The sequence below is a fragment of the Actinokineospora lacus genome (assembly GCF_053813445.1).
Window position 1 is genome coordinate 74728 of the sequence record NZ_JBQERA010000008.1, and the last position, 24376, is coordinate 99103.

Sequence of the window (24376 nt, forward strand, 5' to 3'; positions counted from 1 at the left end):
TGCTCGACCTCGCCGAGCTGATCCCCCAGCCCCGGTCCCCAGAGCCCTGATGGGCTGGAACAACCCACCGGTGCGGTGGTCGGAGCTGGAGCGCGTCCTCTCCGGCCGCGCGCCGGAGGTCGGCGACGGCGGGGACAGCCCGGCCTGGTCGCGCAGGCGCGAGCGCTACACCCCCACCGGCGGCACCGCGCACCCCGGCGCCACCGACCAGCCCGACGGCGACGCCCGCGTCCCCTACGCCGAGCTGCACTGCCACTCCAACTTCAGCTTCCTCGACGGCGCCAGCCACCCCGAGGAGCTGGTCGAGGCCGCCGCCCTGCTCGGCCTGGACGCCATCGCCCTGACCGACCACGACGGCATGTACGGCGTGGTCCGCTTCGCCGAGGCCGCACGGGAACTCGGCGTGCGCACGGTGTTCGGCGCGGAGCTGAGCCTCGGCCTGACCGAGCCGCAGGCGGGGCGGGCCGACCCCGAGGGCGAGCACCTGCTGCTGCTCGCCGACGGCCAAGAGGGCTACCACCGCCTGTGCCGCGTGCTGACCACCGCCCACCTCGACGGTGAGGAGAAGGGCAAACCCGCCTACCACCTGCCCTACGTCGTCGAGCAGACCCGCGACCACTGCGTCGTGCTCACCGGCTGCCGCAAGGGCGCGGTCCGCCGGGCGCTGGCCACCCAGGGCCCGGCGGCGGCGTTCGAGCAACTGCGCCACCTGGTCACCGCCTACGGCGAGGACCGCGTCTTCGTCGAGCTGACCGACCACGGCCACCCCGACGACTCCACCCGCAACGACCTGCTCGCGGGCATGGCCGCCGACCTGGGCCTGCCCACGGTGGCCACCAACGCCGTGCACTACGCCCACCCGGGGCGCGGGCGCCTCGCCGCCGCCGTGGCCGCGGTGCGGGCCCGTCGCGGCCTTGACGACCTGGCGGGCTGGCTGCCCCCGGCGGCCACCGCGCACCTGCGCACCGGCGAGGAGATGACCGCCCGCTTCGGGCGCCACCCCGGCGCCGTGCAGCGCGCCGCCGTGCTGGGCGTGCGGCTGTCGTTCGACCTGAAGCTGTTGGCCCCCAAGCTGCCGCCCTTCGACGTCCCCGAAGGGCACACCGAGAGCACCTACCTCGCCAAGCTGACCTACGAGGGCGCCGCCCGCGTCTACGGCTCCGCGGCCGAGCGCCCCCGCGCCCACGCCCAGCTCGCCCACGAGCTGCGGGTGATCGACCAGCTCGGCTTCCCCGGCTACTTCCTCGTCGTGCACGACATCGTGAAGTTCTGCCGGGACAACGGCATCCTCTGCCAGGGCCGCGGTTCGGCGGCCAACTCCGCGGTGTGCTTCGCGCTCGGCATCACCCGGGTGGACGCGGTGCGCTGGGAGCTGCTGTTCGAGCGGTTCCTCGCCCCGGCCCGCGACGGCCCGCCGGACATCGACATCGACATCGAGTCCGGCCGCCGCGAGGAGGTGATCCAGCACGTCTACGCCAAGCACGGCCGCCGCCACGCCGCCCAGGTGGCCAACGTCATCACCTACCGCGCCAAGTCCGCGGTGCGGGACATGGCCAAGGCGCTGGGTCACTCCCCGGGCCAACAGGACGCCTGGAGCAAGCAGATCGACCGGTGGGGCCCGCTGAGCGGCGCCGTCGGCGACAACCACCACGACATCCCGCAGCCGGTGCTGGAGCTGGCCGGGCAGCTGGAGAACTTCCCCCGGCACCTGGGAATCCACTCCGGCGGCATGGTCATCTGCGACCGCCCGGTCAGCGAGATCTGCCCGGTGGAGCCCGCGCGCATGCCCAACCGCACGGTCCTGCAGTGGGACAAGGACGACTGCGCCGCCATCGACCTGGTCAAGTTCGACCTGCTGGGCCTGGGGATGCTCTCCGCGCTGCACTACGCGATCGACCTCGTCGCCGAGCACAACGGCGTCACGGTCGACATGGGCGAGCTGGACCTCGCCGACCGACACGTCTACGACATGCTCTGCCGCGCCGACTCCGTCGGGGTGTTCCAAGTGGAGAGCCGGGCGCAGATGGCCACGCTGCCCCGGTTGCGGCCGCGGGAGTTCTACGACCTGGTCGTCGAGGTCGCGCTGATCCGCCCCGGCCCGATCCAGGGCGGCTCCGTGCACCCCTACATCCGCCGCAAGAACGGCGAGGAGCCGGTCACCTACGACCACCCGCTGCTGGAGAAGTCCCTGCGCAAGACCTTGGGCGTTCCGCTGTTCCAGGAGCAGCTCATGCAGATCGCGGTGGACATCGCCGACTTCACCCCCGCCGAGGCCGACGAGCTGCGCAGGGCCATGGGCGCCAAGCGCTCCACCACGCGGATGGAGCGGCTGCGCGAGCGCTTCCACGACGGCGCCGCGCGCCACGGCGTCGAGCCAGGGCTGGCCGGGCGGATCTACGAGAAACTGTTGGCGTTCGCCAACTTCGGCTTCCCGGAGAGCCACGCGCTCAGCTTCGCCTACCTGGTCTTCGCCAGCGCGTGGTTCAAGCTGTACCACCCGGCCGCGTTCTGCGCCGCGCTGCTGCGGGCCCAGCCGATGGGGTTCTACTCCCCGCAGTCGCTGGTCGCCGACGCGCGCAGGCACGGCGTCGAGGTGCGCGGCCCGGACGTCAACGCCAGTCTCGTCCACGCCACCCTGGAGGACGCGGGCACGAGCGTGCGGCTGGGCCTGGCCGCCGTGCGCACCATCGGCGACGACCTCGCCGCGCGCGTCGCCGCGGGTAGGCCGTACCGGGACATGGTCGACCTCGCCCGCCGCGTCCAGCTGACCCGCGCGCAGCTGGAGGCCCTGGCGACCGCGGGCGCGTTCGGCTGCTTCGGGCTGACCCGGCGCGCGGCGCTGTGGGCGGCGGGGGCGGCGGCGGGCGAGCGCCGGGAACTGCTGCCGGGCACCGCGGTCGGGGTCACCGCGCCCGCCCTGCCCGGCATGGACGCCGTGGAGCTGGCCATCGCCGACGTGTGGGCGACCGGGCTGTCCCCGGACAGCTTCCCCACCCAGTTCCTGCGCGAGCGCCTGGTCCGGCTCGGCGCGGTGACCGCGGCCTCACTATCCAATGTGGAGTCCGGAACCCGGGTGCTGGTCGGCGGCGCGGTGACCCACCGGCAGCGCCCGCAGACCGCGGGCGGTGTGACCTTCCTCAACCTGGAGGACGAGACGGGGATGATCAACATAGTCTGCTCGCCGGGTCTGTGGGCCAGGTATCGTCGAATCGCGCGCACCAGTTCGGCGCTGCTGGTGCGCGGCGTCGTGGAGAGCGCCGAGGGAGTGGTGAGCCTCTGCGCCGACCGGTTGCAGCACCTGGACCTGCGTATCCCGGCCACATCCCGGGACTTTCGCTGAGGGGGACGACGATGGACGCGGTGGTGTTCGACTGGCGGGGCACCCTGGTGACCACTGTGGACGAAGTGGCCTGGGCGCGCGAGGCCCTGCGCCTGGTCGGCCGCGACGACTCCGCGGAAGCCCTGTGGCAGCGCATCTCCGTCTTCGAGGACCTGCTCGACGCCCCCGGCGTGGACTGCTCCCTGCACGTCCACCGCGCCGCCTACCACCGGGTCTTCGACCTGGCGGGCGTGGACCCGGAGCTGGCCGACGCGCTGTACGCGGTCGAATGCGATCCGCGGCACAACCCGTTCGCCGCCGACGTCGGGGAGACGCTGCGCGCCGTGGCCGCGCACGGGGTCAAGGTCGCCGTGCTCAGCGACATCCACTTCGACCTGCGCCCGGTGTTCGCCGCCGCGGGGCTGGCGGGCCTGGTCGACGTCTACGCCCTGTCCTACGAACTGGGCGTGCAGAAACCCGCCCCGGAGATCTTCCGGCACGCCCTCGCCGCCCTGGGCACCACGCCGTCGGCCACCCTCATGGTCGGCGACCGGGCCGGGCCCGACGGCGGCGCGGTCGAGATCGGCATGCCGGTCCTGCTGCTGCCCACGCTGCGCGCGGTGACCGAGCGGCGGCTGCACCTGGTTTCGGCGCTTGTCGGGGCGTCGTGACAGGGTTGGCCCCGTGGACGAGGAAATCGAGACCGACTACAGCGACACCGACCTGCACGGCCTCGAGTGGACGGGCCGCCACTTCACTCGCTGCGACTTCCGCGAGGCCGACCTGCGCGGCGTGGTGACCACCACCTGCGTCTTCACCGACTGCCGCTTCGACCGCGCCGACCTCGGCGAGAGCACCCACCGCGGCACGGCCTTCCGCTCCTGCGCCTTCGACCGCACGACGCTGACCGACAGCACCTTCACCGGCTGCAGCCTGATCGGCTCGACCTTCCTCGACTGCCGCTTCCGCCCCATCACCATCCGCGACAGCGACCTCACCCTGGTCTCCCTCGCGGGCGCCGCCCTCCGCAAGACCGACCTGTCCTCACTGCGCCTGCGCGAGGCCAACCTCAACGGCGCCGACCTCCACGAATGCGACCTCCGCGGCGCCGACCTCACCGGCGCCCGCCTCCGCGAGACCACCCTGACCGACGCCGACCTCCGCGGCGCCCACATCGACCCCGACGGCTGGGTCCAGGCAATCCTCCGTGGCGCCCGCGTCGACGTCGACGCCGCCATCACCTTCGCCGCCGCCCACGGCCTCCGCGTCGGCTGACCCTCAGGCCCGTGGTGGCGTGTGGTCGGGATTCGATGAGGTGCCGCTTTCGATCAGACAGCCACGGAGCGGGACAGCGCATGGCACCCGGGTCGATAGCGCTGCCGCTGGCACTTGGGTCTCCGTGTCGGCTGGCCCTCGGGCCTGTGGTGGCGGGCGTCGGCGATTTCGACGAGGTGCCACTCAGGTCAACCGCTGGGTAGGACGTGCGCGGCGCTCGTCCCGATGTCAACGCGCTGCCACCTTTGCTCGTGCATGGCTTGCGTGTCGGCTGAGCCTCTGGCCGTGGTGGCGTGTGGGCGGCGCGATTCGATGACGCGCCGCTCGACCAGGTCGGCCACGGAACGGGACAGTGCGCGGTGTCGGGTTGATGGCGACGCCGTTGTCGCCATGGTCCGTGCACCGTCTCCGGGTTGGCTGACCTTTACGCGCGGGGTGGTGGGGTGCGGTCGGGGATTTCGACCAGGTGGCCGCTCTCGAGGAGGTCGGCCACGGAGTGGGACAGGATGTAGGCGGTTCCGCCGCCGGGCTGGTCGAACCAGGGAATTGCCGCGCCTGTCAGCGCCTCGGTCGGGCGTGCGACCCGGTAGGCGTGGTAGGGGCGGTTTATCCAGTCGGGGACCAGGGAGCGGCGGTCGAAGGGGGTGCCCACGGCGTAGGTGAGGTTGCCGGTGGGGTCGCCGTAGCGGTCGAGTTCGGTGCCCGACGGCAGTTCGGTGACCTGCTTGCCGCGGAACAGGGTCAGCGGCGGCTCACCGGACAGCGGCTGGATCGGCCAGTCCTGGGGCCTGCGCAGCCCCGACGGCGTCTCCGCCTTGCGTGGTTCGGGCCTCGACGGGTCCTGCTGGTTCTCGGGCGTCCGCCTGCGGCCGGGCTGTCCACCGTGGTCGGCGGGGCGCATGTGCTCCGGGGCCTGCGTCACGAACTGGCCCCCGGCCTCCGGCCTGCCGAACTGGCCCGGCCCCTGGTGGGAGCCGAACTGCCCGGGAGCCTGCTGGGAACCGAACTGGCCGGGTCCCTGGCCGCCGGACTGCCCTGGGCCGTCGTTCGGCGCGGGGCCTCGGTGGGCGAACTGCACCGGTGCGTCGTGCGGCGCCTGGCCGGGACCGTGGTCTGCGGCGTGGCCTTCGGTGTCGTGTGCGCTCGCCTGCCGGGGGCCTTGGTGGGCGAACTGTCCTGGCGGGCCGTGTGGTGCCTGCTGGCCGGTGAACGGCCCGGGGCCCGCGTCAGCGAAGTGGCCTTGGGTGTCGCGCTGGCCTGCCTGCCTGCGACCTTGGCGTGCCTGCGCGTCGTTGGGCGCCTGGCCGGGGATGAACGGTCCGGGACCGTGTCCCTGGTCGGCGTGGCCTTCGGCGTCGTGCGAGCCTGCCTGCCGGGGGCCGTGGTGGGCGAACTGCCCCGGCGCGTCAGGTGACGCCTGTTGGCCAGGGGACGAGGCGAACGGTCCGGAATCGGGCCCGTGGTCGGCGGCGTGGCCTCCGGCGTTGTGCGGGCCTGCCTGCCGGGGGCTTTGGTGGGCGGACTGTTCCGATGCCTGCCGGCCGAGCGGTCCGGAGTCGGGTCCTTGGTCGGCGAGGTGGCTGCCGTTGTCGTGCTGGCTTGCCTGCCTGCGGCCTTGGTGGGCGGATTGTCCCGGTGTGTCGTGTGGTGCTTGCTGGCCGGGTGCTCGATCGGCGAAGTGGCCTTGGGTGTCGTTCGGCGCGGTCTGGTCCGGAGCCCGGTTCGCGAATTGCTCCGGTGCGTCGTGTGGTGCCTGGTCGGGAGTGAGCGGTCCGGGGCCGTGGTCGGTGAACTGGCCCTGGGCGCCATGTGGCGCGGTCTGGCCGGGGGTCCGGCGCGTGGACCGCTCTGGTGCGTCGTGGGAGCCGGTTTGCCGGGAGCCTTCGTGGGCGAACTGCTCCGGCGCGTCGTGGGTTGCCTGGCGGCCGGGGGTGAACAGTCCGGGGCCGCCGGGGGCCGGGGCGGAGTGGTCTTGGGTGTCGCTGGGCACGGCTTGGCCCGGGCCCCGGTGGGCGAACTGCTCCGCGTCGTGCGGGTCTGCCTGCCGGAAGCTTGGCGGCGCCGATTGCCCAGGCGCGGCCTGGCTCAGGTGGTCTAACGGGCCCGGCGCGTCTCCCCCGTGGGGAGCGGCCCGGTAGGTGGCGAACTGGCCCGGCGTCTCCTGTGCGGCGAACCGGCCCGGAGCGGGCTGCCCCTCGGTCTCGTGGTGGGGCTCCCGCGCGTCGTCGCGCGCCGTGGACGGGGTGAAGGCGGCGGGGCGAGGGGGGAAGGTGGGCCGGTGCGGCGGGGTGGGCTCGGGTGGGGGCGCTTGCTCCCGCGCGGCCTTGTGCGGGGTTGAGCTGTCCCTGGGGCCGTCCGGCGCGTCCTGGTGCGGGCTGTCGAGGGAGTCGTGTTCCACGGCGCTGCCGTTCGCGCCTGTGGGAGACGCTTCGGCGCGGTGGTCGTACTCGTCTTCGTCGTCGAGGTGGGGGCGGGGCTCGAACAGGCCGTCGGTCACCGGGCGGGTCGGGCGGAACAGGTCCTCGCCCGACGGACCGGACTGCACGGGCCGCTTGGGCGGCGGCAGGGGCCTGCGGACGCGGTGGTCGTACTCGTCATCGTCGTCGTCTTCGAGCTGGGCCAGGGAGGCGCGGATCGTCGGCGGGCCCGAGTCACGCGCGGGCGGGGCCGGGTCGGCGAGCAGGACCTTGCCCGCGAGGAAGGCGGCGGCGTCGGCGACGTCGGCGAAGACCGCGGGCGCGACGTAGTGGCCGTCGAACCAGCCCACCCGCCAGCCGCCGCCGGTCTGCTCCATCGTCCACCCAGGACCGGTTGGGGTGCCGACGGTGTAGCGGTCCTCGGGCACACCCACCTCGCCCAACCGGCGCCGCAGGCGGGAGACGACGTCCGCGGGCGGCAGCGGCGCGTCGGCGGTCACCGGGTCGGGCACGTTCGGCTCGTCGGAAATCGCGTGCCTGCTGGCGGGGGCGTCGGCATCGGCGTTGAAGGCGTCGAAGGGCTCGGCGTACTCGGGCTGGTCGAACAGCCCCGCCATGGCACGCCTGCCGGTGCCTCGTTCCTCGGGCTCGTCGAAGGCCACCACGGGTCGCACGCCGTCCTCTGTGGACTGTTCTTCCGGTTGGTTCGGGCCGAGGTCGGGATCGCTGTACTCCATCGTCGGCTGCACGACGCCATCGGCGTGCGCGGCGTCCGGCCCGGCGAAGTCCGGCTCTGGGTGGTCGGCGTCCCCTCGGGTGTGGTCTTCCGCCTGCCGGTCGGCTTCCGTTCGGGCGTAGTCGTTCCCGGACTCGGCGAAGTCCGTGCCGGGCTGCCCTGACCGCTCGCCATCGCGGTGGTCGTCCTGGGAGCGGGCGAAGTCGGTGCCGGACCGCTCGGCTGCCAGGTGGTCGGCCTCGAACCGGTCGGCGTCCTGCCGGGCATGGTCGCCCCGGGGCTCACCGAAGGCGGTGTCGGCGAAACCGGTCCCGGACTGCTCAGTTGCCGGGCGGGCGTCGTCGCCTGGGCGATCGTCGGAGCCGGCATTTGGCTGGGCGAAGTCGGCGAATCCGGTCCCGGACCCCTCAGCCGCGTGGACGCCGTCGGAGCCGGCGTTTGGCTGGGTGAAGGTGAAGTCGGTCTCGGCCTGTTGGGGGGCGTCGTTGCCCTGGGAGTCGCCGAAGTCGCCGTTCGGCCGGGCGAAGTGGGCGAACCCGGCCCCGGACTGCTCGGCCTCTGGGCGGTCGTCGCCTCGGCGGTCGTTGGAGCTGGCGTTTGGCTCGGCGAAGTGGCTGAATCCGGTTCCGGACTGCTCAGTTGCCGCGTGGACGTTGTCGCCGTGGCGGTCGTCGGAGTCGACGTTCGGCTGGGCGAAGTGGCTGAATCCGGCCTCGCCTTGCCTGGCCTCTTCTTGGGGGTCGCCGAAGTTGGGGTTCGGCTGGGTGAAGAGGCTGAAGTCAGTCCCGACCTGCTCGGCCTGGTGGTGAGCGTTGTCGCCTTGGCCCGCGTCGAAGTCGGTGTCCGGTCGGGTGAAGTGGGCGAATCCGGTCGCGGACTGGTCTGTCGCCGGGTGGGCGTTGTCGCCGTGGAGGTCGTCGGAGTCGGCGTTCGGCTCGGCGAAGAGGCTGAAACCGGTGCCGACTTTGGCCTCTTGGTGGATCTTGTCGACCTGGGGATCGCCGAAGTCGGTGTTCGGCTGGGCTGGTCCGGACCCGGGATGCCTGGCTTCCTGACGGGTGTCGTCGCCCCTGGGCGGGTTGAAACCCGCGCCGGGGTGGTCGGATTGCTCGGATGAGTGGTCGCCCTCGGGGCGGGCGTAACCGGTTCCGGGCTCGGTTGCCTGGCGGGTGTCGTCGTTCCCGGGGGCGTCAAAGCCGGTGCCGGGCTGGGCGAAACCGTTCTCGGACCGCTCGGTTTCCCGGCGGGCTTGGTCGGCCTCGGGCCGGGTGAATTCGGGGCCGGACGGCTCGGCTCGCTGTTCGGCATTGTCGGCGTCGGGCCGGGTGAACGCGGTTCCGGGCTGCTCGGTTGCCTGGCGGGTGTCGTCGTCCCCGGGCGGGTTGAAGCCCTCGGCTTCCTGCCGGGCGTGGTCGGTCTCCGGCCGGCTGAAGTGGGCGCCGGGTTGTGCCGGTGGGGCGTGGTCGTCCTCGGGCGGGTTGAAGCCGGTGCCCGGATGGGCGAAGTCGGTTTCGGGCTGCTCCCGGCGGGCGCGGTCGTGGGACCGGGCGGACTCGGGTCCGGACGGCTCGGCTTGCCGCTGGGCGTCGGGCTCGGGCCGCTCGCCGGGGGACCGGGTGTGGTCGGCCGCGCGGTGGTCTTGCGGCGGTGACAGCCCCTCGGACGCGACGCCGTCGGACGGGTGGGCCGGGTCGGCGGGGTCGTCGCGGGTGAACGGGCGGTCGTGGGGGGACGGCTCGCTCACCGGGACGCGCTCCGGGTGGGCGAAGGTGGGGGCGTTCGGCTCCTCGGTGGGCACCCGCTCGGGGTGCGCGAAGTCCGGGGCGTCCTGCGGCGGCCGGGGCGGCGGGCCGCTGGGCCTGCGGGGGCCCGCGATGAACGCCGCGGCGGCGGACCTGGCCTGCTCGTCGACCTCGCCGATCCGGAACTCCGCGCGGCGCGCGTGGGCCACCAGGTCCGGGTCGGGGGTGACGCCGTGGGTGCGCAGGTAGAAGTTGACCGCGGCGGGCCAGATCCAGGTGCCGTCGGTGTGGAAGGCGACCGGGACGGTCTGGCGGCGCTCCTCGTCGAGGTGATCGATGTCGTAGCCGCGCGCGGGCAGGGCCAGCGGGGCGGCGTCGAGGTAGCGCTGGACCTGCTCGCGCTCCTCGTCCTCCAGCGGCGGCCGGTTGATCACCGGACCGCTCGGGCCCAGCCCGTCGAAGATCCGGGCGGTGCGGAACGGGGGCTGCATGGCCGACAGCCGCCGCGTCAGCCACTCCGGGACGTTCTCGTCCTCGCGCGGGAACATCCGCAGCTCGTCGACGAAAGCCGGGGGCGGGGGCGGGTTCTGCCAGCGCGGTTCGTCGCGGTCGTACTCCAGGTTGTACGCCGCGGGCCGGTCGAGCTGGTAGCGGGCGTTGAACCAGGTGCCCCGGCCCTCGCGGTACATGCCCGCGCGCAGCCGCACGAACAGGCCGACCACCTCGGGGGCGATGGGCACCTCGGCGGTGCGCTCGTCGGTGAAGGAGACCTGGCCGCGCACCTCGGTGTAGCGGCCGATCGCCCGGAACGCGACCTCCACGGAGGCCCAGTCGGCGGGCGCCGCCCGAAGCAGAGCCAGCCCGATCTGCTTGACCAGGGAGTCCTGTTCGGTCGGGTTGAGCTGCGTTGGTCCTGCCACAGGCACCATCTTCCCCTGCCGGGCGGTCGCAGGCACACGGTGTACCTGGGAGCACGGCTCTGCCTGCGGCGATAACGCAAAGTCAGCGGAACCTCAACCCAGGCGGGTGACCTTCTGCCCCGTTTGTGCCACCGTCCCATGTGTGCCACTCTCCGCGTGCAACGACGGAGGTCTGCATGTCTGACGGCGATCTCGCGCCGCACCTGTCCCGTCTCGGCCTGCCCGACGACGAGATCAACGCCTACCAGTTCCTGCTGCGTGTCGGCCCCTCGACGGCCGAGGAGATCGCCGTGGGGACCGAGCGCCCGCAACCCGGCGTCCGCGCCGCCGTGCGCGCCCTCACCGACGCGGGGCTGGTGGGGACCGGCGGGATGGACGGGCGCGTGGTCACCCCGGTGCCGCCCGCGTCCGGCCTGGAGATCCTGAGCAGGCGCAGGGCCAGCGAGCTGGAGCAGGCCAGGGTCGCCACCCTCAACGCTTACGACACCTTTCGTCGCGCGGTCTCCCCGCAGCGCACTGATGACCTCATCGAGGTGGTGACCGGGACGGCGATCGCCCAGCGCATTCAGCAGATGGAGCTGAGCGCGCGCACCGAGATCCGCAGGCTGGAGTCACCGCCGTACTTCACCGAGGGGCACATCAACAACGCCGAGCTGGAGCAGCTCGCCCGGGGCGAGGTCACCTACCGGGTGGTCTACGCCCGCTCCTCCGTCGAGGACCCGGCCCGCTACGCGAACAACATTCAGCCGTGCGTCGCGGCGGGGGAGCAGGCGAGGGTGCTGCCGGAGGTGCCGGTGAAGCTGACGATCGTGGACCAGCAGTTCGCCACGGTGTCCCTGCCGGTCGCCGAGGCGGACGTGAACCGCTCGCTGCTGGTCGTGCACCCCAGCAGCCTGCTCTCGGCCCTGGTCGGCCTGTTCGAGGCGTCGTGGCGCTTGGCGGTGCCGCTGCAGGCGGGCGCCCACTCCCTGTCCCCGGTGCAGCCGATCGAACAACGCCTACTCGGTCTGCTGGCCGCAGGCGCCAACGACGACTCGATCGCCCGCCAACTGGGCATCAGCAGGCGAACGGTCTTCCGCCACCTGCAACGCCTCATGGAGCACGCGGGCGCCACCTCCCGATTCCAACTCGCCGTCCACGCCGTCCGCCACCGCTGGATCTGACCCACCCAACCCGCACGCGACCGCGTCATCCACGAATCGCTCACATGTTGAACGATCGAACGATCGGCGCGAACCCGAATCGTTCAACAATCCTGCCGTAGCGGATCGAAGGATTGTTGAACGATCACCTCGATGTCGTCCGTCCGTGAATTGTTCAACAATTGGACGACTTGAAGGATGGATTGTTCAACGATCGCGGTGTGGATGATTGGCTGATTGTTCAACGATGGAATGGGGGCGTGTAGGCGTGGGGGGATTGTTGAACAATTGGACTGTGGGGCGTGGGGTTGGGTTGGTGGCCGCCGGTGCGGGTGGGGTGGCGGTCGCGGTGCAGGGGCGGATCAACGGGCAGTTGGCGCGGGGGTTTGGGGACGGGTTGTTCGCGGCGCTGGTGTCGTTCAGCGTGGGGCTCGTTCTGTTGTGCCTGGTGGTCGGGTCGGCGGCGAAGCCGCGTGCGGCGGCGGGCAGGGTCGTGGGGGCGTTGCGGGGTGGGGAACTGCGGTGGTGGCAGTGCCTGGGTGGTGCGGCCGGGGCGTGGTTCGTCACCACGCAGGGGTTGACGGTGACGTTGCTGGGGGTCGCCGTGTTCACCGTGTCGGTCGTCGCTGGGCAGGTGGTCAGCAGCCTGCTCGCGGATCGTTCGGGGATCGGGCCCAGTGGGGTTGTGCCGGTGACCGCGCGCCGGGCGGTGGGGGCGGCGCTCGCGGTGGTGGCGGTGGCGGTCGCGGTGTCCGACCAGCTCGGTGAGCCGCGGCGGCTCTGGCTGGCAGTGATCCCGGCGCTGGGCGGGGCGGCGATGGGGTGGCAGCAGGCGGTCAACGGGCTCGTGCGCGCTTCCGGGGGCAGCGTCCGGTTCGCCACCTTGCTCAACTTCGCCATCGGCACGGTCGCGCTGCTGGTCGCCTGCGCCGTCGACGTCCTCGTCCGGGGCTGGCCCGACGCTCCGCCGTCGCAGTGGTGGCTCTACTTAGGAGGCGTGCTCGGCGTTGGCGGCCTGTCCAGCGCGGTGTTCGCCGTGCGTCACATCGGGGTGCTGTTGTTGGGGCTGGCCGCGGTGTCCGGGCAGATCCTCGGCTCCATCCTGCTCGACCTGCTCGACCGGGGTGTCTCCGCCGCGACGCTGGCGGGCGCGGCGGTGACCATGGTCGCGGTGGTGGTCGCGGCGGGTCCCCAGCGCTCGCAATGAGAGGATGACGGCCGTGACCGCGACGATTCTCGACGGCAAGGCCACCCGCAACGCCATCCTGGACGAGCTGCGCGTACGCGTGGCCGCGCTCGCCGAGCGCGGCGTGGTGCCCGGACTCGGCACCGTCCTGGTGGGCGACGACCCCGGCTCGCACGCCTACGTGCGCAGCAAGCACAACTTCTGCAGCAAGATCGGCATCAACTCCATCCGCCGCGACCTGCCCGCGACCGTCAGCCAGGCGGAGCTGGAGGCGGTCGTCGACGAGCTGAACGACAACCCCGAGTGCACCGGCTACCTCGTGCAGCTGCCCCTGCCCGGCCACCTCGACGCGGGCCGCGTGCTGGAGCGCATCGACCCGGCCAAGGACTCCGACGGCCTGCACCCCACGAACCTGGGCAAGCTCGTCCTCGGCGACGCCGCGCCCCTGCCGTGCACCCCGGTCGGCATCGTCGAGCTGCTGCGCCGCTACGACGTCCCGCTCGCGGGCGCCAGGGTCACCGTGGTCGGCCGCGGCGTGACCGCGGGCCGTCCGCTCGGGCTGCTGCTGACCCGCCGCAGCGAGAACGCCACCGTCACCCTGTGCCACACCGGCACCAAGGACCTGGCCGCCGAGGTGCGCCGCGCCGACATCGTCGTCGCCGCCGCGGGCAGCGCGGGCCTGATCACCGCGGACATGGTCAAGCCCGGCGCGACCGTCCTCGACGTCGGCGTCACCCGCACCGACGCGGGCCTGGTCGGCGACGTGCACCCCGACGTGCGCGAGGTCGCGGGCTACCTGGCCCCCATGCCCGGCGGCGTCGGCCCCATGACGATCGCCATGCTGCTGCGCAACACCGTCGAGGTGGCCGAGCGCGGCGCGCGCGGGTGAGCGAGCCCTCGCGCGGGGGCCGCCACCCCGCGCTCGTGCACATCCCGTTCGGCCTGGTGATGGCCGTCGTCGTGGTCGGACTGGTGCGGATCGTCCAGTACCACTGGCGCGAGGGCACCGTCTGGATTGGACTGGCGCTGTTCCTCGCCGCCGGGCTGCGCGCGCTGCTGCGCGACGAGCAGGCGGGCCTGGTCGCCATCCGCGGCCGCGGGGTCGACGTCCTGAGCTACGCCGGTTTCGGCACCATGGTCATCGCGGTGGCGCTGACGATCGAAGGCGGCCCCCTGGAGACCTGATGCGCCTCGGCCTGCGCGCTGATCACCGAGGGCGGGCGGGGACTTCTGGTGGTTAAAGCGCTTTGGCCAGGGTGGTGATGCGGGCCAGGGAGTCGGCTTCGGGGAGTGCGGTGCTCAGCAGCTCGACCACGACGCGGTCGTAGTGCTTGACCTCGGGGGTGCCCTCGACGAACAGGCGGGACGTGCGCTTGTCCAGGACGACGATGGCGCCGCGGTCGGGGAACTGCAGGCGCTGGAACGCTCCGCCGAGGCCGGGATGGCCGTGTGGCAGGTCGGGGATGAGCCGGATCGTCACCGGACGGCGGCCGCCCGCCTCGACCAGGTAGCGCAGCTGCTCGCGCATCACCGCGCGTCCGCCGACGGAGTTGCGCAGCGCGGCCTCGGCGATGATCGCGTAGTACCGCGGCGGCTGGGGTTTGCGCAGCACGGCCTGGCGGTGGATGCGCTGCGTCCAGCGGTCGAGGACCGCGTCGTCGTCGAGCATGGCGACCTCGCGCAGCGCGGCCTGGGCGTACGGGACGGTCTGGAGCAGTTCGGGGACGAGGGCGGACTGGTAGTCCACGAGCATCGCCGCGCGCGCTTCCAGGAACCGCAGCGCCGCGTCCGAGCCGCCCGCGCCCTCGGCCAGGCTGCCCGCGAGGTCGAGCAGGTCCTCGCGGGAGAGGCCGGTGACGCCGTAGAGGCCGAGCAGGGCGGCGACGTCCTCGGGCTGCTGGGGCGCGCGGCCGTTCTCCATCCGGCTGAGCTTGGCCGCGCTGATCCCGATCTTGGCGGTGACCTCGGCCAGGCTCAGGCCGACCCGGTCTCGCTGGGTGCGCAGTTCGGCCCCGAGGAGGGCGATGCGGACCGTCGGGTCCTGGTGCTGCTGGGCCATCTTCAGGTGGGCTCTCCTCTGGCGCGCGGGGATCGCGTTCATGATCGCCTCCGCGCGCCCGGCCGGTGTCCCGCCGCCGGTGGTGTCGCGCCAGAACCACCCGAAGGAGGTGGCGGAGACCCTGCTCACCGTGTCCGCCGGGCCGCGTGGCGCGCTTGGTAGCCTCCACAGCGCCGGGCGCAGGCATGGCAGCCCGCTATCTCGGGAGGGGAACGCACCTCGTGGCACCCGTCAACGTGACCGTCACCGGAGCCGCCGGACAGATCGGCTACGCGCTGCTGTTCCGCATCGCCTCCGGGCACCTGCTGGGCCCCGACACCCCGGTCAGCCTGCGGCTGCTGGAGATCCCGCAGGCGGTCAAGGCCGCCGAGGGCACCGCGATGGAGCTCGACGACTGCGCGTTCCCGCTGCTCTCGGGCATCGAGATCACCGACGACCCGAAGAAGGCGTTCGACGGGGTCAACGTCGCGCTGCTGGTCGGCGCGCGCCCGCGGACCAAGGGCATGGAGCGCGGCGACCTCCTGGAGGCCAACGGCGGCATCTTCAAGCCCCAGGGCGAGGCCATCAACGCGGGCGCCGCCTCCGACGTGCGCGTGCTGGTGGTCGGCAACCCGGCCAACACCAACGCCCTGATCGCCGCCTCGCACGCCCCGGACGTGCCGCGCTCGCGGTTCACCGCGATGACCCGCCTTGACCACAACCGGGCGCTGTCGCAGCTGGCGGCCAAGGTCGGCTGCTCGGTCACCGAGATCACCAAGATGACCATCTGGGGCAACCACTCCGCGACGCAGTACCCGGACCTGTTCAACTGCCAGGTCAACGGGCGCTCCGCCGCCGAGGTGGTCGACGACGAGGCGTGGCTGGCCGAGACCTACATCCCGACGGTGGCCAAGCGCGGCGCGGCGATCATCGAGGCCCGCGGGGCCTCCAGCGCGGCGTCGGCGGCCAACGCCGCGCTCAACCACATCCACGACTGGGTCAACGGCACCGCCGAGGGCGACTGGACCTCGATGGCCATTCCGTCGGACGGCTCCTACGGCGTGCCGGAGGGCCTGATCTCGTCGTTCCCGGTGACCTGCTCCGGCGGCGAGTACTCGATCGTGCAGGGCCTGGAGGTCAACGAGTTCTCCCGCGCCCGCATCGACGCCTCGGTCGCCGAGCTGGCCGAGGAGCGCGACGCGGTGGCGTCGCTGGGCCTGCTCTGAGCTTCCGCTGACGGCGGCCCCTCCCACACCGGGAGGGGCCGCCGCTGTTGTTACGGTGCCCCGCGTGAGCCTGATCGCCTGGCCGGTGCCCGCCCCCGGCCTGCCCGCCGACGTCCACCCCGCCCTGGCCGACGCCGCCCGCTCCGCGTCGCGGGCCTACGGGATGGCGCGCCGCTCGTTCGGCCGCGTCGCGCTGGCCGAGGAGGTGGACATGGGCGCCGACGGCACCCCGACGATGCGGGTGGACGCCGTCGTGGAGGAGGCCGTCGTCGAGTCGGCGCAGCGCAACGGCGTCAACCTGCTCTCCGAGGAGGTCGGGTTCCTCGACCACGGCTCGGCGCTGACGCTGGTGGTGGACCCGGTGGACGGGTCGTGGAACGCCGCGTCCGGGGTGCCGCTGTCGTGCTTCGCCGGGACGCTGGTCCGCGACTCCGCGCCGGTCGAGGCCCTGACGTCCTGGCTGGACACCGGCCGCGTGTGGTGGGCCAAGGTGGGCCGCCCGACGCCGTACCGCACGAGCGGGCGGACGTCGCTGGCCGGTGCGACGGTGAACCTGCTGCGGCCGAAGCGCAACAGCCGGGAGGCGTGGCTGCGGGTGGCCGACCGGGTGGACCGGCTGCGGGTGCTGGGCACCACCTGCCTGGAGGCGGCCCTGGTCGCCGAGGGGTCCGTCGACGCCTTCGCCGACCCGGGCTCGGACACCCTGCGGCTGGTCGACCTGGCCGCGGCCCTGGTCACGGTGCCCGCGGCGGGCGGCGCGGTGATCGACGCGCGCGGGCGTGCGCTGGAGTTCGACCCGGACCTGTCGCGGCGCTGGTCCGGTGTCGTCGCGGCGACACCGGCGCTGGCCGACGAACTCGCCGCCGCGGTCGTCGGTCCCTGACGGTGTCCGATTGTGACCACTCGCTCACGCAGACGAGTAATGGCGCGCTACACAGCGGATAACGATTGGCTGGCGCGTTAGCACCGCCGGACTTTCTTCCCCCGATCGCGTGAAACCGCAGCTCTTGGCATCACGGACCGCTGCCAAAAGCGTTTCCCTGCTAACGGCTCGCGAACGACCAACGCGCGGGCCAGGAGGACAGGGAGGCACCGAGATGACGAGCCACACCGAGCACACAGAGCAGCTCATCTCGCGCTACGGCGGCAGCATCCCGGTGCGGTCCCGCTGGACCTACCGCACCGGCGAACCGTTCACGATCGCGGCCGCCTTCCAGACCGACAACGACAGCTGGGTCGAGTGGGTCTTCGCCCGCGACCTGCTGCTCGCGGGGCTCTCGGGGCCCGCGGGGGAGGGCGACGTGCGCTTCCACCCGGCCGAGGAGTCCGGCGTCGGCGTGCTGATGGTCGAGATCGAGTCGCCCGACGGCCACGCCGTGCTGGTCCTCGACCACGCCGACGTCGCCGCGTTCGCCGCCACCACCGCGGCCATGGTGCCCATCGGCGGCGAGTCCGACTTCTTCGACGTCGACGCGCTGATCGAGGAGATCACCAACGTCTGACGCGGCAACGGCCGCCCACGGGGAGTGGGCGGCCGTTCGTCCGGTCAGAGGCAGGCTTGGGTCAGGGTGTTGAAAGCGGCGATCTTCTGCTGGGTCCACTCGGCCAGGTTGGTGGGGTCGAGGTTGGCCGGGATCTCGCGCATCTGGGTGGCCATGCCGGTGAGCGCCTCGCTCAGCGTCGTGTCGCCCACGTCCTGGGCCAGGGTGTTGAGCTCCTCGGCCTTCTGCTGCGCCTCGTCGACGGCCTTCTGCGGGTCGTTCGCGTCGGGGGTGTAGCCGCCCAGCTCCAGCGCCTTGGCGCACACGGTGGCCTTGTCGGCGGCGTTGCTCGCGGTGTCGGTGGCCTGCTGGATCTCCGCGCAGCCCGCCAGCGCGCTCAGCAAGGCGGCGGCGGTCAGAGTGGTGGCAATCCGAGAACGCATAGTGCCCCTGTCAGTTAGGAGTATTCGGTCACCAGGCTACAGATCACCCGGCGTCGAAGGCGCTGCCGGTCAACCGCTCCCCAGGCTTGCCCGCCAGGCACAGCGCCGTGGAGCGGTCGGCGCTGGGCAGCAGCTGCACCTCCCACCCGGTGGTGTCGAGGTTCGCGCGGGCGGCCATCACCTCCGCTGAGCAGGCCGCGCTGACCGGTGGCAGCTCCAGGATCTCGGTGACGGGCAGCTCCCTGGCCTCCGCGGGCAGGCGGGTGCCGCTGAACGCCTGCCACGGGTGCGATTCGGCGCACGGCACCGGGCGCGCGACGATGTGCATGTCGGCGTTGTTGACGATGCCGCCGAAGCACTTGTCGGCCACGCAGTAGCCGTCGGCCTCGTGGCCCGCGCACTCGGTCATCCCGGCGGGCGCGGCCTGCGCCTGCGCGGTCTGGTCCTGTTGGCCCGGCTCCCGCTGGTCCGCGGGTAACAGCCCGCGGCCGAAGAACCCCGCCGCGAGCAGCGCGGGCACGGCGATGGCCGCCGCGGCCTTGCGGCCGGTGGTCCGCGCGAGCCGCGACACCGGGCGCGCGGCGCGCAGCCCGGTCAGCTCGTCGCGCAGCCGCTCGGCGGAGTCGGTGCGCTGGGCCGGGTCGGCGGCGAGCGCGGCCAGCAGGATGGCGTTGACGGCCGCGGGCGCGTGCGGGATCGGCCGGACCGGGCCGCGCAGCACGCCGACCAGCTGGTCGAGGGAGTTGCGGGCCACGGGATGTCGCGGGGGATAGACCCGGCGGCGAGGGTGTAGAGGGTCGCGGCCAGGGAGTAGATGTCGCCCGCCGGGCTGGGCGCGGCGTGGGCGAACACCTCGGGGGCGGCGTAGTGCGGGCTCAGCGCGCCGACGGTGATGGTGCTCTCGGCGTGCGCGTCGAGGATCGCGGCCAGGTCGAAGTCGGCCAGCTTCACCGCGCCGAAGGCGTTGACCAGGATGTTCGCCGGCTTGATGTCGCGGTGCAGGATGCCGATGGAGTGCATCCTGGCCAGCGCGTCGGCCAGCCGGGCGCCCAGCTCGACGACCTCGTCGACCGGCAGCGGCCCCCGCTCGCGCAGCGCGTCGGCCAGCGACCCGCCGGTGCACAGCTCCATGACGATGTAGGGCCGGTTGTCCCCGGCGACCCCGGCGTCGTAGACGTTGACCACGTTCGGGTGACCGGAGAGGCGGGCCGCCGCGCGCGCCTCGCGCAGGAAGCGGGCCTGGTCGCGCTCGGTGGACAGGACCCGGTTGTCGAGCTTGACGGCGACATCGCGGTCGAGGCGGTGCTGGCGGGCCAGGTGCACGGTGCCGAACCCGCCCTGGCCGAGCGGGTGCGCGAAGGTCAGCCCCGGGATCGTGGGAAGCATGGCGCGGACTCTGGCACAGTAGAGCGGCATATGAACGAGCTGCCCACTGTGATCGCCCGCGCCCCCGGCGCCTGCGGCGAACTGGTCCTGCGCCGCGTCGGCGGCCACCACGAGATCATCGCCGACGGCATGTTCCTCATGGACACCCGAGCCGGTGAGTCCGAGCGCCTGCTGGTCGACGCCGCTGCCGAGCGGATGCCACCCGGCGCCACCCTGGTCGTCGGCGGCCTCGGCGTCGGCTTCTCCCTGGCGGCGGCGCTGGCCAACCCCCGCGTCGGCGAGGTCGTCGTGGTCGAGCGCGAACCCGCCGTCATCGAGTGGAACCAGGGCCCGCTGGGCAACGCCGACCTGCTGTCCGACCCCAGAACCCGCTGCGTCGCCGCCGACCTGGTCACCTGGCTATCCACAGTGGACGAGAAGTTCGGCGCGCTCTGCCTCGACATCGACAACGGTCCCGACTGGACCCTGGACGAGGGCAACGCGGGCCTCTACACCGACCACGGCCTGGACCTGCTCGCTGACCTCCTCTCCGCCAACGGCATCCTCGCCGTCTGGAGCGCCAACGCCAGCCCCGCCTTCCACACCCGCCTCCGTGCCCACTTTTCCTCTGTCGAGGAACTGCCCGTCCCCGTCCCCCGAGGCGAGCCCGACGTCGTCTACCTGGCCACCCTGCCCGTCACGCCTCGGCCGTGACGGCGGCCTTCTTGGCCTTCTTGTAGGCACGCACCTTGGCGAGGGTCTCGGGCCCGGTGACGTCGGCGACGGACATGCGGGTGTTGGTCCCGCCGTAGTCGCCCGCTGCCTTGCGCCAGCCGTAGGGGGCGACGCCGTACTGCTTGCCGAGGAGGGCGAGGAAGATCTTGGCCTTCTGCTCACCAAACCCAGGCAACGCCTTGAGCCGCCTGAGCACCTCGACCCCAGTGGGCTTCCCCTTGGTCCAGATCGCGGCGGTGTCCCCGTCGTAGTGCTCAACGATGTACTGGCAAAGCGCCTGCACCCGCCTCCCCATGCTGCCGCCGTAGCGGTGGATGGCGGGCGGCGTGGTGGCCAGGGTGGCAAAGGCATCGGGGTCATAGCCGGCGATCTCATGCACGTCGAGCTTGCTACCAAGCCGGTCGTAGAGCTTCTTCGGCCCGTTGAACGCCACCTCCATCGGGATCTGCTGGTCGCAACACAACGCTCAATGTATGTTAACGCTTAGTCAATCAGCGCAGTAGCAACGTCTGTTGTTGGGCCGTACGTGTGGAGGCACTTCCAGTGCCGTGTACTTCCTGTAACGCTGGTGGGTGTCAATGCGAGACTGTCAGTAGATGATCGACCAGATATCGAGGGGTTATGTCAGACCTGAGCAGTCAAGACCGCGCCTGGTTTCATAGCCAGTTCCTCGCACTGTGCGCCCGAAAGTCGAGCTTCGAGTGGCAGGGATTCGTCACAGACATTATGTTGGCGAAGCACGGAGGTAGCTTCATTCAGGTCGATCCGGGGGGACGCGGAGACAAGGGATGCGATGGCTGGGTGGATGACCTCATGCTTGCGTGTTATGGGGCTACCAGCCCCGATCCCAAATATGTCACCAAGAAAATCAGAACAGATTTCGAAACCGCGCGTTTGCACTGGGCTGACGCGATGAAGAGATGGGCGTTTGTTTATAACAACGCAGCTGGTCTTCCGGTGATGGTTGCGGAAGGGATTATCGCTCTAAAGCGGCTGTACAAGGATAAGAGAATAGAGATTGAGAACTGGCCGCCTCAGGTTCTGTGGAACGAAACGTGCCGAGAACTCTCGCGCGACAAGCTGTCCTATGTCTTAGGTGCGCCGCCGTCAGATCATCCCGCTGGGATGAGCTATATCGCGCGATGCGTTGAGAGTCTAGCCAGGACTCGGCTGGCATCCGATCTAGATCCAGTGGTGGAGGTGCCATTCGGCAAGATTGAACACAACAGGTTCAGCGAGGACCTTGCTGATCTGATCAAGCGCTTTCAAGTTCATACGGGTCATGTAAGGTACTACTTCTCCAAAGCAAGTCCTGGCGAGCAGGCTCAAGTTTCAGAAATTCTCCGCAGCAAGTTTGATGGGCTTCGCGCGACCCTACCGGATTCCGACTCGGTTTTCCACGCGCTCTGCGATGACCTTATCAAGGAAGCTTTTGTTGAGTCTGGCGAACTGAAAGAGAGAGAAGAGCAGCGGAATGCCGCAGTAATGGTAGTGACTCACTTCTTTGAGCGCTGTGAAATTTTTGAAGCTCCAGGTGTAGCTTAATGTACCTTCCAACGAAGGCGGTAGCGGCAGATCAAGCGTTGGTGACGCTTGGAGCGCAAATTATTGAACAGTTAGAGACGCCAGGAACTGTTAGCGCTGTATGGGATCGGCTTCAGCGTTGGCGTGTTGAAAACAAGATGACCTCTGCGGTTCCGTTTTGGTGGTTTGCTCTAGCGCTAGATGGACTGTACGCCGTTGGAGGCGTGGAGTTCTCTGGTGATCAACTAGTGAGGAGGATGCGTGCTTAAATCGCTCACTAGCTCACTAGCGAACTTTAAGGAAGCAAACTTCCGGCCAGGTCTCAATATTGCTATTGCCGATCGCACCAAGTCTTCTACAGTGAAAGATAGTAGAAACGCTGTCGGCAAGACTAGCTTTATTCAAGTCTTGGATTTCATGCTCGGCTCGGATGCGCGTGCGGATCACATTCTTCGTCGGCCAGAGCTTATCGACGCCACTTTCTCTATGGAGTTCGAGGCGGCTGCGGACAATTGGCATATCGAACGATCGGGAGCTTCGGCTTCGACAATTAAGGTAAACTCTGAGGTTATCAAGCTTGCCCAGTATCGGGCGCTCCTCGGAGGCCTACTGTTCGGATTGTCGGGACTCGATAATGAGCCATCTTATCGATCGCTAGTTGCCTTCTACCTACGCAACGCAAACAATGGTGGTTTTCTCAATCCGGTAGAAACCTACCGTAAGCAGAGCGCGCTAGATACCGCTGCGCCACTTGCGCATCTTTTTGGGTTAGATCTAGACCTCGTTTCCCGAGTTAAGGAACTCGCCGACGCTAAGAAAAGTCTCCGCGACCTCAAGCGGGCATCTCGTAGCCCGGTGCTCGGAATGGCAATGGGCAAGGTTCGTGATCTAGACGCCGAGATTGCCACATTGCAGGTCCAGTTGAACAGGTTCACGCAGCGTGCGGAAAACTTCCAGGTGCTCGAAAATTACGATGAGAACCGCGTTCAAGCTGACGAGCTAAGCCGGCTAATTCGGCGGTTAAATGATGACATCACACTCGCAGAACGAAACGCTAAAGATCTTGAGATAGCAATCTCGGAAGAGAACGTCGAGGATCGTGGATACGATCACCTCCGTCAGGTCTACGCCGAGATTGGAGTAGTCCTAAGTGAACAGGTTCAACGCCGGTTCGATGAGGTTCAGGCGTTCCACCTTTCGGTCGTCTCTAACCGAAGAAGATACTTGGAGGCTGAACGCACGCGTCTGCTTGCTGAGGCATCCGAGAAGCGGCAGCGTCTAGCCGAGGCTGATCAAGAGCGTTCCCGCCTAATGCGGATTCTTCAGGCTGGCGGAGCGTTGGAAACTTTTCAAGAGATGCAACGTCAGATGGTAGATATTGATAGTCGTCTAGCCGAATTGAAGCGACGTCGAGAACTAATTGATAGGTGGGAAGACAGTAGTAGGCACCTGGATTTGCAAAGTGCAGAGCTAGGGTTGCTGTTTAGTGCCGAGCTTGAAGAACGTCGATCTCAGCGCGAATTTTTGGCGGCCAAGTTTTCCGAGATCGCATACCGGTTGTATGGAGACAAGCGACCTGCAGCGCTAACCATTGGCACTGCGGAAGGGGGAGGGTACACCTTCTCGCCGACCCTCGGCGGAGATAACAGTGGAGGAGTGCGCAGCATGGCCATCTTCTGCTTCGACGTTACGATGGCCGTTTTTGCGCGCAGAAATGGTCTTGGTCCTGATTTCCTGATTCATGACAGTCACCTGTTTGACGGTGTGGAAGCACGACAAGTCAGGGAAGCGCTTGAAGTGGGATCTGAACTTTCTACTACTGAAGGGTTGCAGTACATCGTCACGATGAACTCGGATGATCTCGATAAGGCGCTATCCGTTGAATCTAAGCTTAATTATCACGAGTGCGCCCACATGACCGATGAGTATGAAAGCGGCGGACTCTTCGGTATTCGGTTCAACTAGCGACCCCTTGCGGCCGGTTGTCCGATTCTTGCATCGGTGCTCATAGCGTTAAATCTTTGCTTCTGCTGTAGCGAGTGAGATTGCCACAAGTTGAAAGATGTGTCAACGTAAGGTATCTGCACGTGGCCGCGATGTGTTCATTTAGGTTGTGGCGCTATTTCTTGCGCTTCTCGTCTGAGTTCCGTCAAGAGTTGTCGGTATTGTTGGACTACTCCATAAAGGCTATAGGTGTACGAGAAGTAGCGGGTATTCTCATGTGCTGCACACGTCCCGTCGGCCCTGTGTGTAATCACAAATGGAGTACTTGTAGATAGTTGCTTTGGTGCAGTGCTCGGTAGTATCAGGATTTCCGATCGGGGTGGCCTGATGATTTCCTGAAGGCAACTGGCAGAAGCTAGTAGTGCTTGCTCATTGAGAATGCAGAGAACGATGGCATCGGCGTTCGGCCGAAGTTCAGCTCCACTGGTCCTCGGGGCGGCTGGCATGGAGGTTTGGAGGAAGCTCGGGATACTGTTTTGGGAGAAGATTTCGATACGCTTGGCTGTGTGGCAGAGGCCCCAGGTGAGCTTGAAGCCATGCCGGACCTCTGCGGCTGATGGCGGTGGACCCTTCTTTGCTTGTTCCAGAATCTCGATCAGTTCTTGGCTTTCTGGCTCTGATCCGAGATATCTGCCTATCACCTCTACTGCTGGCTTGCTGGGTAGAGTCTTGCCTGAGATGATTTGCGTGAATGCTGCTCTGCTTGTGCCGAGACGTTCGCCCATCTCGGCGTGCGTTGCTCCGGCGCGCTTGCACAGGCGATCTATCTCGTATCGGAGTAGGAGTCTGGCCACGTCGGGCGGGAGCGTTGAATACGACATGG

19 protein-coding genes and 1 pseudogene are annotated in these 24376 nt (G+C 69.5%); 14 read left to right on the forward strand and 6 right to left on the reverse strand.

Annotated features, from left to right (window positions below; genetic code table 11):
• Nucleotides 1-49 precede the first annotated feature (49 nt).
• Genes ACTG9Q_RS20760 through ACTG9Q_RS20770 form a run of 3 tightly spaced genes read left to right on the forward strand, consistent with a single transcriptional unit; the run spans nt 50 to nt 4594 of the window.
• Nucleotides 50-3340, forward strand: coding sequence for an error-prone DNA polymerase (locus tag ACTG9Q_RS20760; RefSeq protein WP_455574493.1), 3291 nt, complete (start codon nt 50-52; stop codon nt 3338-3340).
• 11 nt (nt 3341-3351) lie between these two features.
• Nucleotides 3352-3990, forward strand: a complete 639-nt coding sequence (locus tag ACTG9Q_RS20765) for an HAD family hydrolase (RefSeq protein WP_455574494.1) — start codon at nt 3352-3354, stop codon at nt 3988-3990.
• Nucleotides 3991-4003: 13 nt separating this feature from the next.
• Nucleotides 4004-4594, forward strand: a complete 591-nt coding sequence (locus ACTG9Q_RS20770) for a pentapeptide repeat-containing protein (protein WP_455574495.1) — start codon at nt 4004-4006, stop codon at nt 4592-4594.
• Nucleotides 4595-5018: 424 nt separating this feature from the next.
• Here ACTG9Q_RS20770 and ACTG9Q_RS20775 read toward each other — a convergent pair whose 3' ends face one another.
• Complete coding sequence (locus ACTG9Q_RS20775) at nt 5019-10409, reverse strand: glycohydrolase toxin TNT-related protein (RefSeq protein WP_455574496.1); 5391 nt, start codon at nt 10407-10409, stop codon at nt 5019-5021.
• Between the two features lie 176 nt (nt 10410-10585).
• Here ACTG9Q_RS20775 and ACTG9Q_RS20780 point away from each other — a divergent pair, with 176 nt between their 5' ends.
• From ACTG9Q_RS20780 to ACTG9Q_RS20795, 4 genes are all read left to right on the forward strand, one after another.
• Complete coding sequence (locus tag ACTG9Q_RS20780; protein WP_455574497.1) at nt 10586-11572, forward strand: helix-turn-helix transcriptional regulator; 987 nt, start codon at nt 10586-10588, stop codon at nt 11570-11572.
• Nucleotides 11573-11867: 295 nt separating this feature from the next.
• Nucleotides 11868-12758, forward strand: coding sequence for a DMT family transporter (locus tag ACTG9Q_RS20785; RefSeq protein ID WP_455574498.1), 891 nt, complete (start codon nt 11868-11870; stop codon nt 12756-12758).
• 13 nt (nt 12759-12771) lie between these two features.
• Complete coding sequence (locus ACTG9Q_RS20790) at nt 12772-13626, forward strand: bifunctional methylenetetrahydrofolate dehydrogenase/methenyltetrahydrofolate cyclohydrolase (RefSeq protein WP_455574499.1); 855 nt, start codon at nt 12772-12774, stop codon at nt 13624-13626.
• Nucleotides 13623-13922 carry a DUF3017 domain-containing protein gene (locus ACTG9Q_RS20795; RefSeq protein ID WP_455574500.1) on the forward strand — a complete coding sequence of 100 codons (300 nt, stop codon included), beginning with the start codon at nt 13623-13625 and terminating at the stop codon, nt 13920-13922. The genes ACTG9Q_RS20790 and ACTG9Q_RS20795 overlap by 4 nt, the downstream gene beginning before the upstream one ends.
• A gap of 52 nt (nt 13923-13974) precedes the next feature.
• Here the strand turns inward: ACTG9Q_RS20795 and ACTG9Q_RS20800 are convergent, their stop codons facing one another.
• The gene (locus ACTG9Q_RS20800; protein WP_455574501.1) at nt 13975-14925 is read right to left on the reverse strand and encodes a helix-turn-helix domain-containing protein; all 951 of its coding nucleotides are present in this window, start codon (nt 14923-14925) and stop codon (nt 13975-13977) included.
• A 56-nt stretch (nt 14926-14981) separates the two neighbouring features.
• Between ACTG9Q_RS20800 and ACTG9Q_RS20805 the strand changes: the two genes are divergently transcribed.
• The 3 genes from ACTG9Q_RS20805 to ACTG9Q_RS20815 all read left to right on the forward strand — a co-directional run bounded on the left by ACTG9Q_RS20805 (nt 14982) and on the right by ACTG9Q_RS20815 (nt 17503).
• Nucleotides 14982-16001, forward strand: a complete 1020-nt coding sequence (locus tag ACTG9Q_RS20805; RefSeq protein WP_455574502.1) for a malate dehydrogenase — start codon at nt 14982-14984, stop codon at nt 15999-16001.
• A gap of 64 nt (nt 16002-16065) precedes the next feature.
• Nucleotides 16066-16884 carry an inositol monophosphatase family protein gene (locus ACTG9Q_RS20810; RefSeq protein WP_455574503.1) on the forward strand — a complete coding sequence of 273 codons (819 nt, stop codon included), beginning with the start codon at nt 16066-16068 and terminating at the stop codon, nt 16882-16884.
• Between the two features lie 214 nt (nt 16885-17098).
• Nucleotides 17099-17503 carry an SsgA family sporulation/cell division regulator gene (locus ACTG9Q_RS20815; protein ID WP_455574504.1) on the forward strand — a complete coding sequence of 135 codons (405 nt, stop codon included), beginning with the start codon at nt 17099-17101 and terminating at the stop codon, nt 17501-17503.
• 44 nt (nt 17504-17547) lie between these two features.
• Here the strand turns inward: ACTG9Q_RS20815 and ACTG9Q_RS20820 are convergent, their stop codons facing one another.
• Together ACTG9Q_RS20820 and ACTG9Q_RS20825 are read right to left on the reverse strand one after the other, a co-directional pair.
• Nucleotides 17548-17925, reverse strand: a complete 378-nt coding sequence (locus ACTG9Q_RS20820; RefSeq protein WP_455574505.1) for a bacteriophage spanin2 family protein — start codon at nt 17923-17925, stop codon at nt 17548-17550.
• Between the two features lie 594 nt (nt 17926-18519).
• Nucleotides 18520-19311, reverse strand: a complete 792-nt coding sequence (locus ACTG9Q_RS20825; RefSeq protein ID WP_455574506.1) for a serine/threonine-protein kinase — start codon at nt 19309-19311, stop codon at nt 18520-18522.
• Between the two features lie 30 nt (nt 19312-19341).
• On the opposite strand from ACTG9Q_RS20825, the gene ACTG9Q_RS20830 reads away from it, so the two are divergent.
• On the forward strand, nt 19342-20004 hold the full coding sequence (locus ACTG9Q_RS20830) for a spermidine synthase (protein ID WP_455574507.1): 663 nt from the start codon (nt 19342-19344) through the stop codon (nt 20002-20004).
• On the opposite strand, the pseudogene ACTG9Q_RS20835 reads toward ACTG9Q_RS20830, so the two are convergent.
• Nucleotides 19988-20479, reverse strand: a pseudogene (locus ACTG9Q_RS20835) (HhH-GPD-type base excision DNA repair protein); the annotation flags it as partial. The gene ACTG9Q_RS20830 and the pseudogene ACTG9Q_RS20835 overlap by 17 nt on opposite strands.
• Before the next feature lie 167 nt (nt 20480-20646).
• Here ACTG9Q_RS20835 and ACTG9Q_RS20840 point away from each other — a divergent pair.
• From ACTG9Q_RS20840 to ACTG9Q_RS20850, 3 genes are read left to right on the forward strand one after another with little or no spacing between them, the layout of a single operon-like run.
• Nucleotides 20647-21570, forward strand: coding sequence for an ABC-three component system protein (locus ACTG9Q_RS20840; protein ID WP_455574508.1), 924 nt, complete (start codon nt 20647-20649; stop codon nt 21568-21570).
• Nucleotides 21570-21818 carry an ABC-three component system middle component 6 gene (locus tag ACTG9Q_RS20845; RefSeq protein ID WP_455574509.1) on the forward strand — a complete coding sequence of 83 codons (249 nt, stop codon included), beginning with the start codon at nt 21570-21572 and terminating at the stop codon, nt 21816-21818. Before ACTG9Q_RS20840 ends, ACTG9Q_RS20845 begins: the two co-directional genes overlap by 1 nt.
• Entirely contained in the window at nt 21811-23514 is a 1704-nt protein-coding gene (locus ACTG9Q_RS20850) for an ABC-three component system protein (RefSeq protein WP_455574510.1), read from the forward strand. The genes ACTG9Q_RS20845 and ACTG9Q_RS20850 overlap by 8 nt, the downstream gene beginning before the upstream one ends.
• Nucleotides 23515-23651: 137 nt before the next feature.
• Here ACTG9Q_RS20850 and ACTG9Q_RS20855 read toward each other — a convergent pair whose 3' ends face one another.
• A complete protein-coding gene (locus tag ACTG9Q_RS20855; protein WP_455574511.1) occupies nt 23652-24374 on the reverse strand; it encodes a helix-turn-helix domain-containing protein in 723 nt (240 codons plus the stop codon).
• Nucleotides 24375-24376 lie beyond the last annotated feature (2 nt).

Excerpts from the sequence above, each read along its gene's own strand:
- ACTG9Q_RS20855 (WP_455574511.1), bottom strand. The coding sequence starts at position 24,374 with ATGTCGTATTCAACGCTCCCGCCCGACGTGGCCAGACTCCTACTCCGA.
- ACTG9Q_RS20830 (WP_455574507.1), top strand. The coding sequence starts at position 19,342 with ATGAACGAGCTGCCCACTGTGATCGCCCGCGCCCCCGGCGCCTGCGGC.
- ACTG9Q_RS20760 (WP_455574493.1), top strand. The coding sequence starts at position 50 with ATGGGCTGGAACAACCCACCGGTGCGGTGGTCGGAGCTGGAGCGCGTC.
- ACTG9Q_RS20765 (WP_455574494.1), top strand. The coding sequence starts at position 3,352 with ATGGACGCGGTGGTGTTCGACTGGCGGGGCACCCTGGTGACCACTGTG.
- ACTG9Q_RS20815 (WP_455574504.1), top strand. The coding sequence starts at position 17,099 with ATGACGAGCCACACCGAGCACACAGAGCAGCTCATCTCGCGCTACGGC.
- ACTG9Q_RS20845 (WP_455574509.1), top strand. The coding sequence starts at position 21,570 with ATGTACCTTCCAACGAAGGCGGTAGCGGCAGATCAAGCGTTGGTGACG.
- ACTG9Q_RS20805 (WP_455574502.1), top strand. The coding sequence starts at position 14,982 with ATGGCAGCCCGCTATCTCGGGAGGGGAACGCACCTCGTGGCACCCGTC.
- ACTG9Q_RS20825 (WP_455574506.1), bottom strand. The coding sequence starts at position 19,311 with ATGCTTCCCACGATCCCGGGGCTGACCTTCGCGCACCCGCTCGGCCAG.
- ACTG9Q_RS20780 (WP_455574497.1), top strand. The coding sequence starts at position 10,586 with ATGTCTGACGGCGATCTCGCGCCGCACCTGTCCCGTCTCGGCCTGCCC.
- ACTG9Q_RS20820 (WP_455574505.1), bottom strand. The coding sequence starts at position 17,925 with ATGCGTTCTCGGATTGCCACCACTCTGACCGCCGCCGCCTTGCTGAGC.
- ACTG9Q_RS20840 (WP_455574508.1), top strand. The coding sequence starts at position 20,647 with ATGTCAGACCTGAGCAGTCAAGACCGCGCCTGGTTTCATAGCCAGTTC.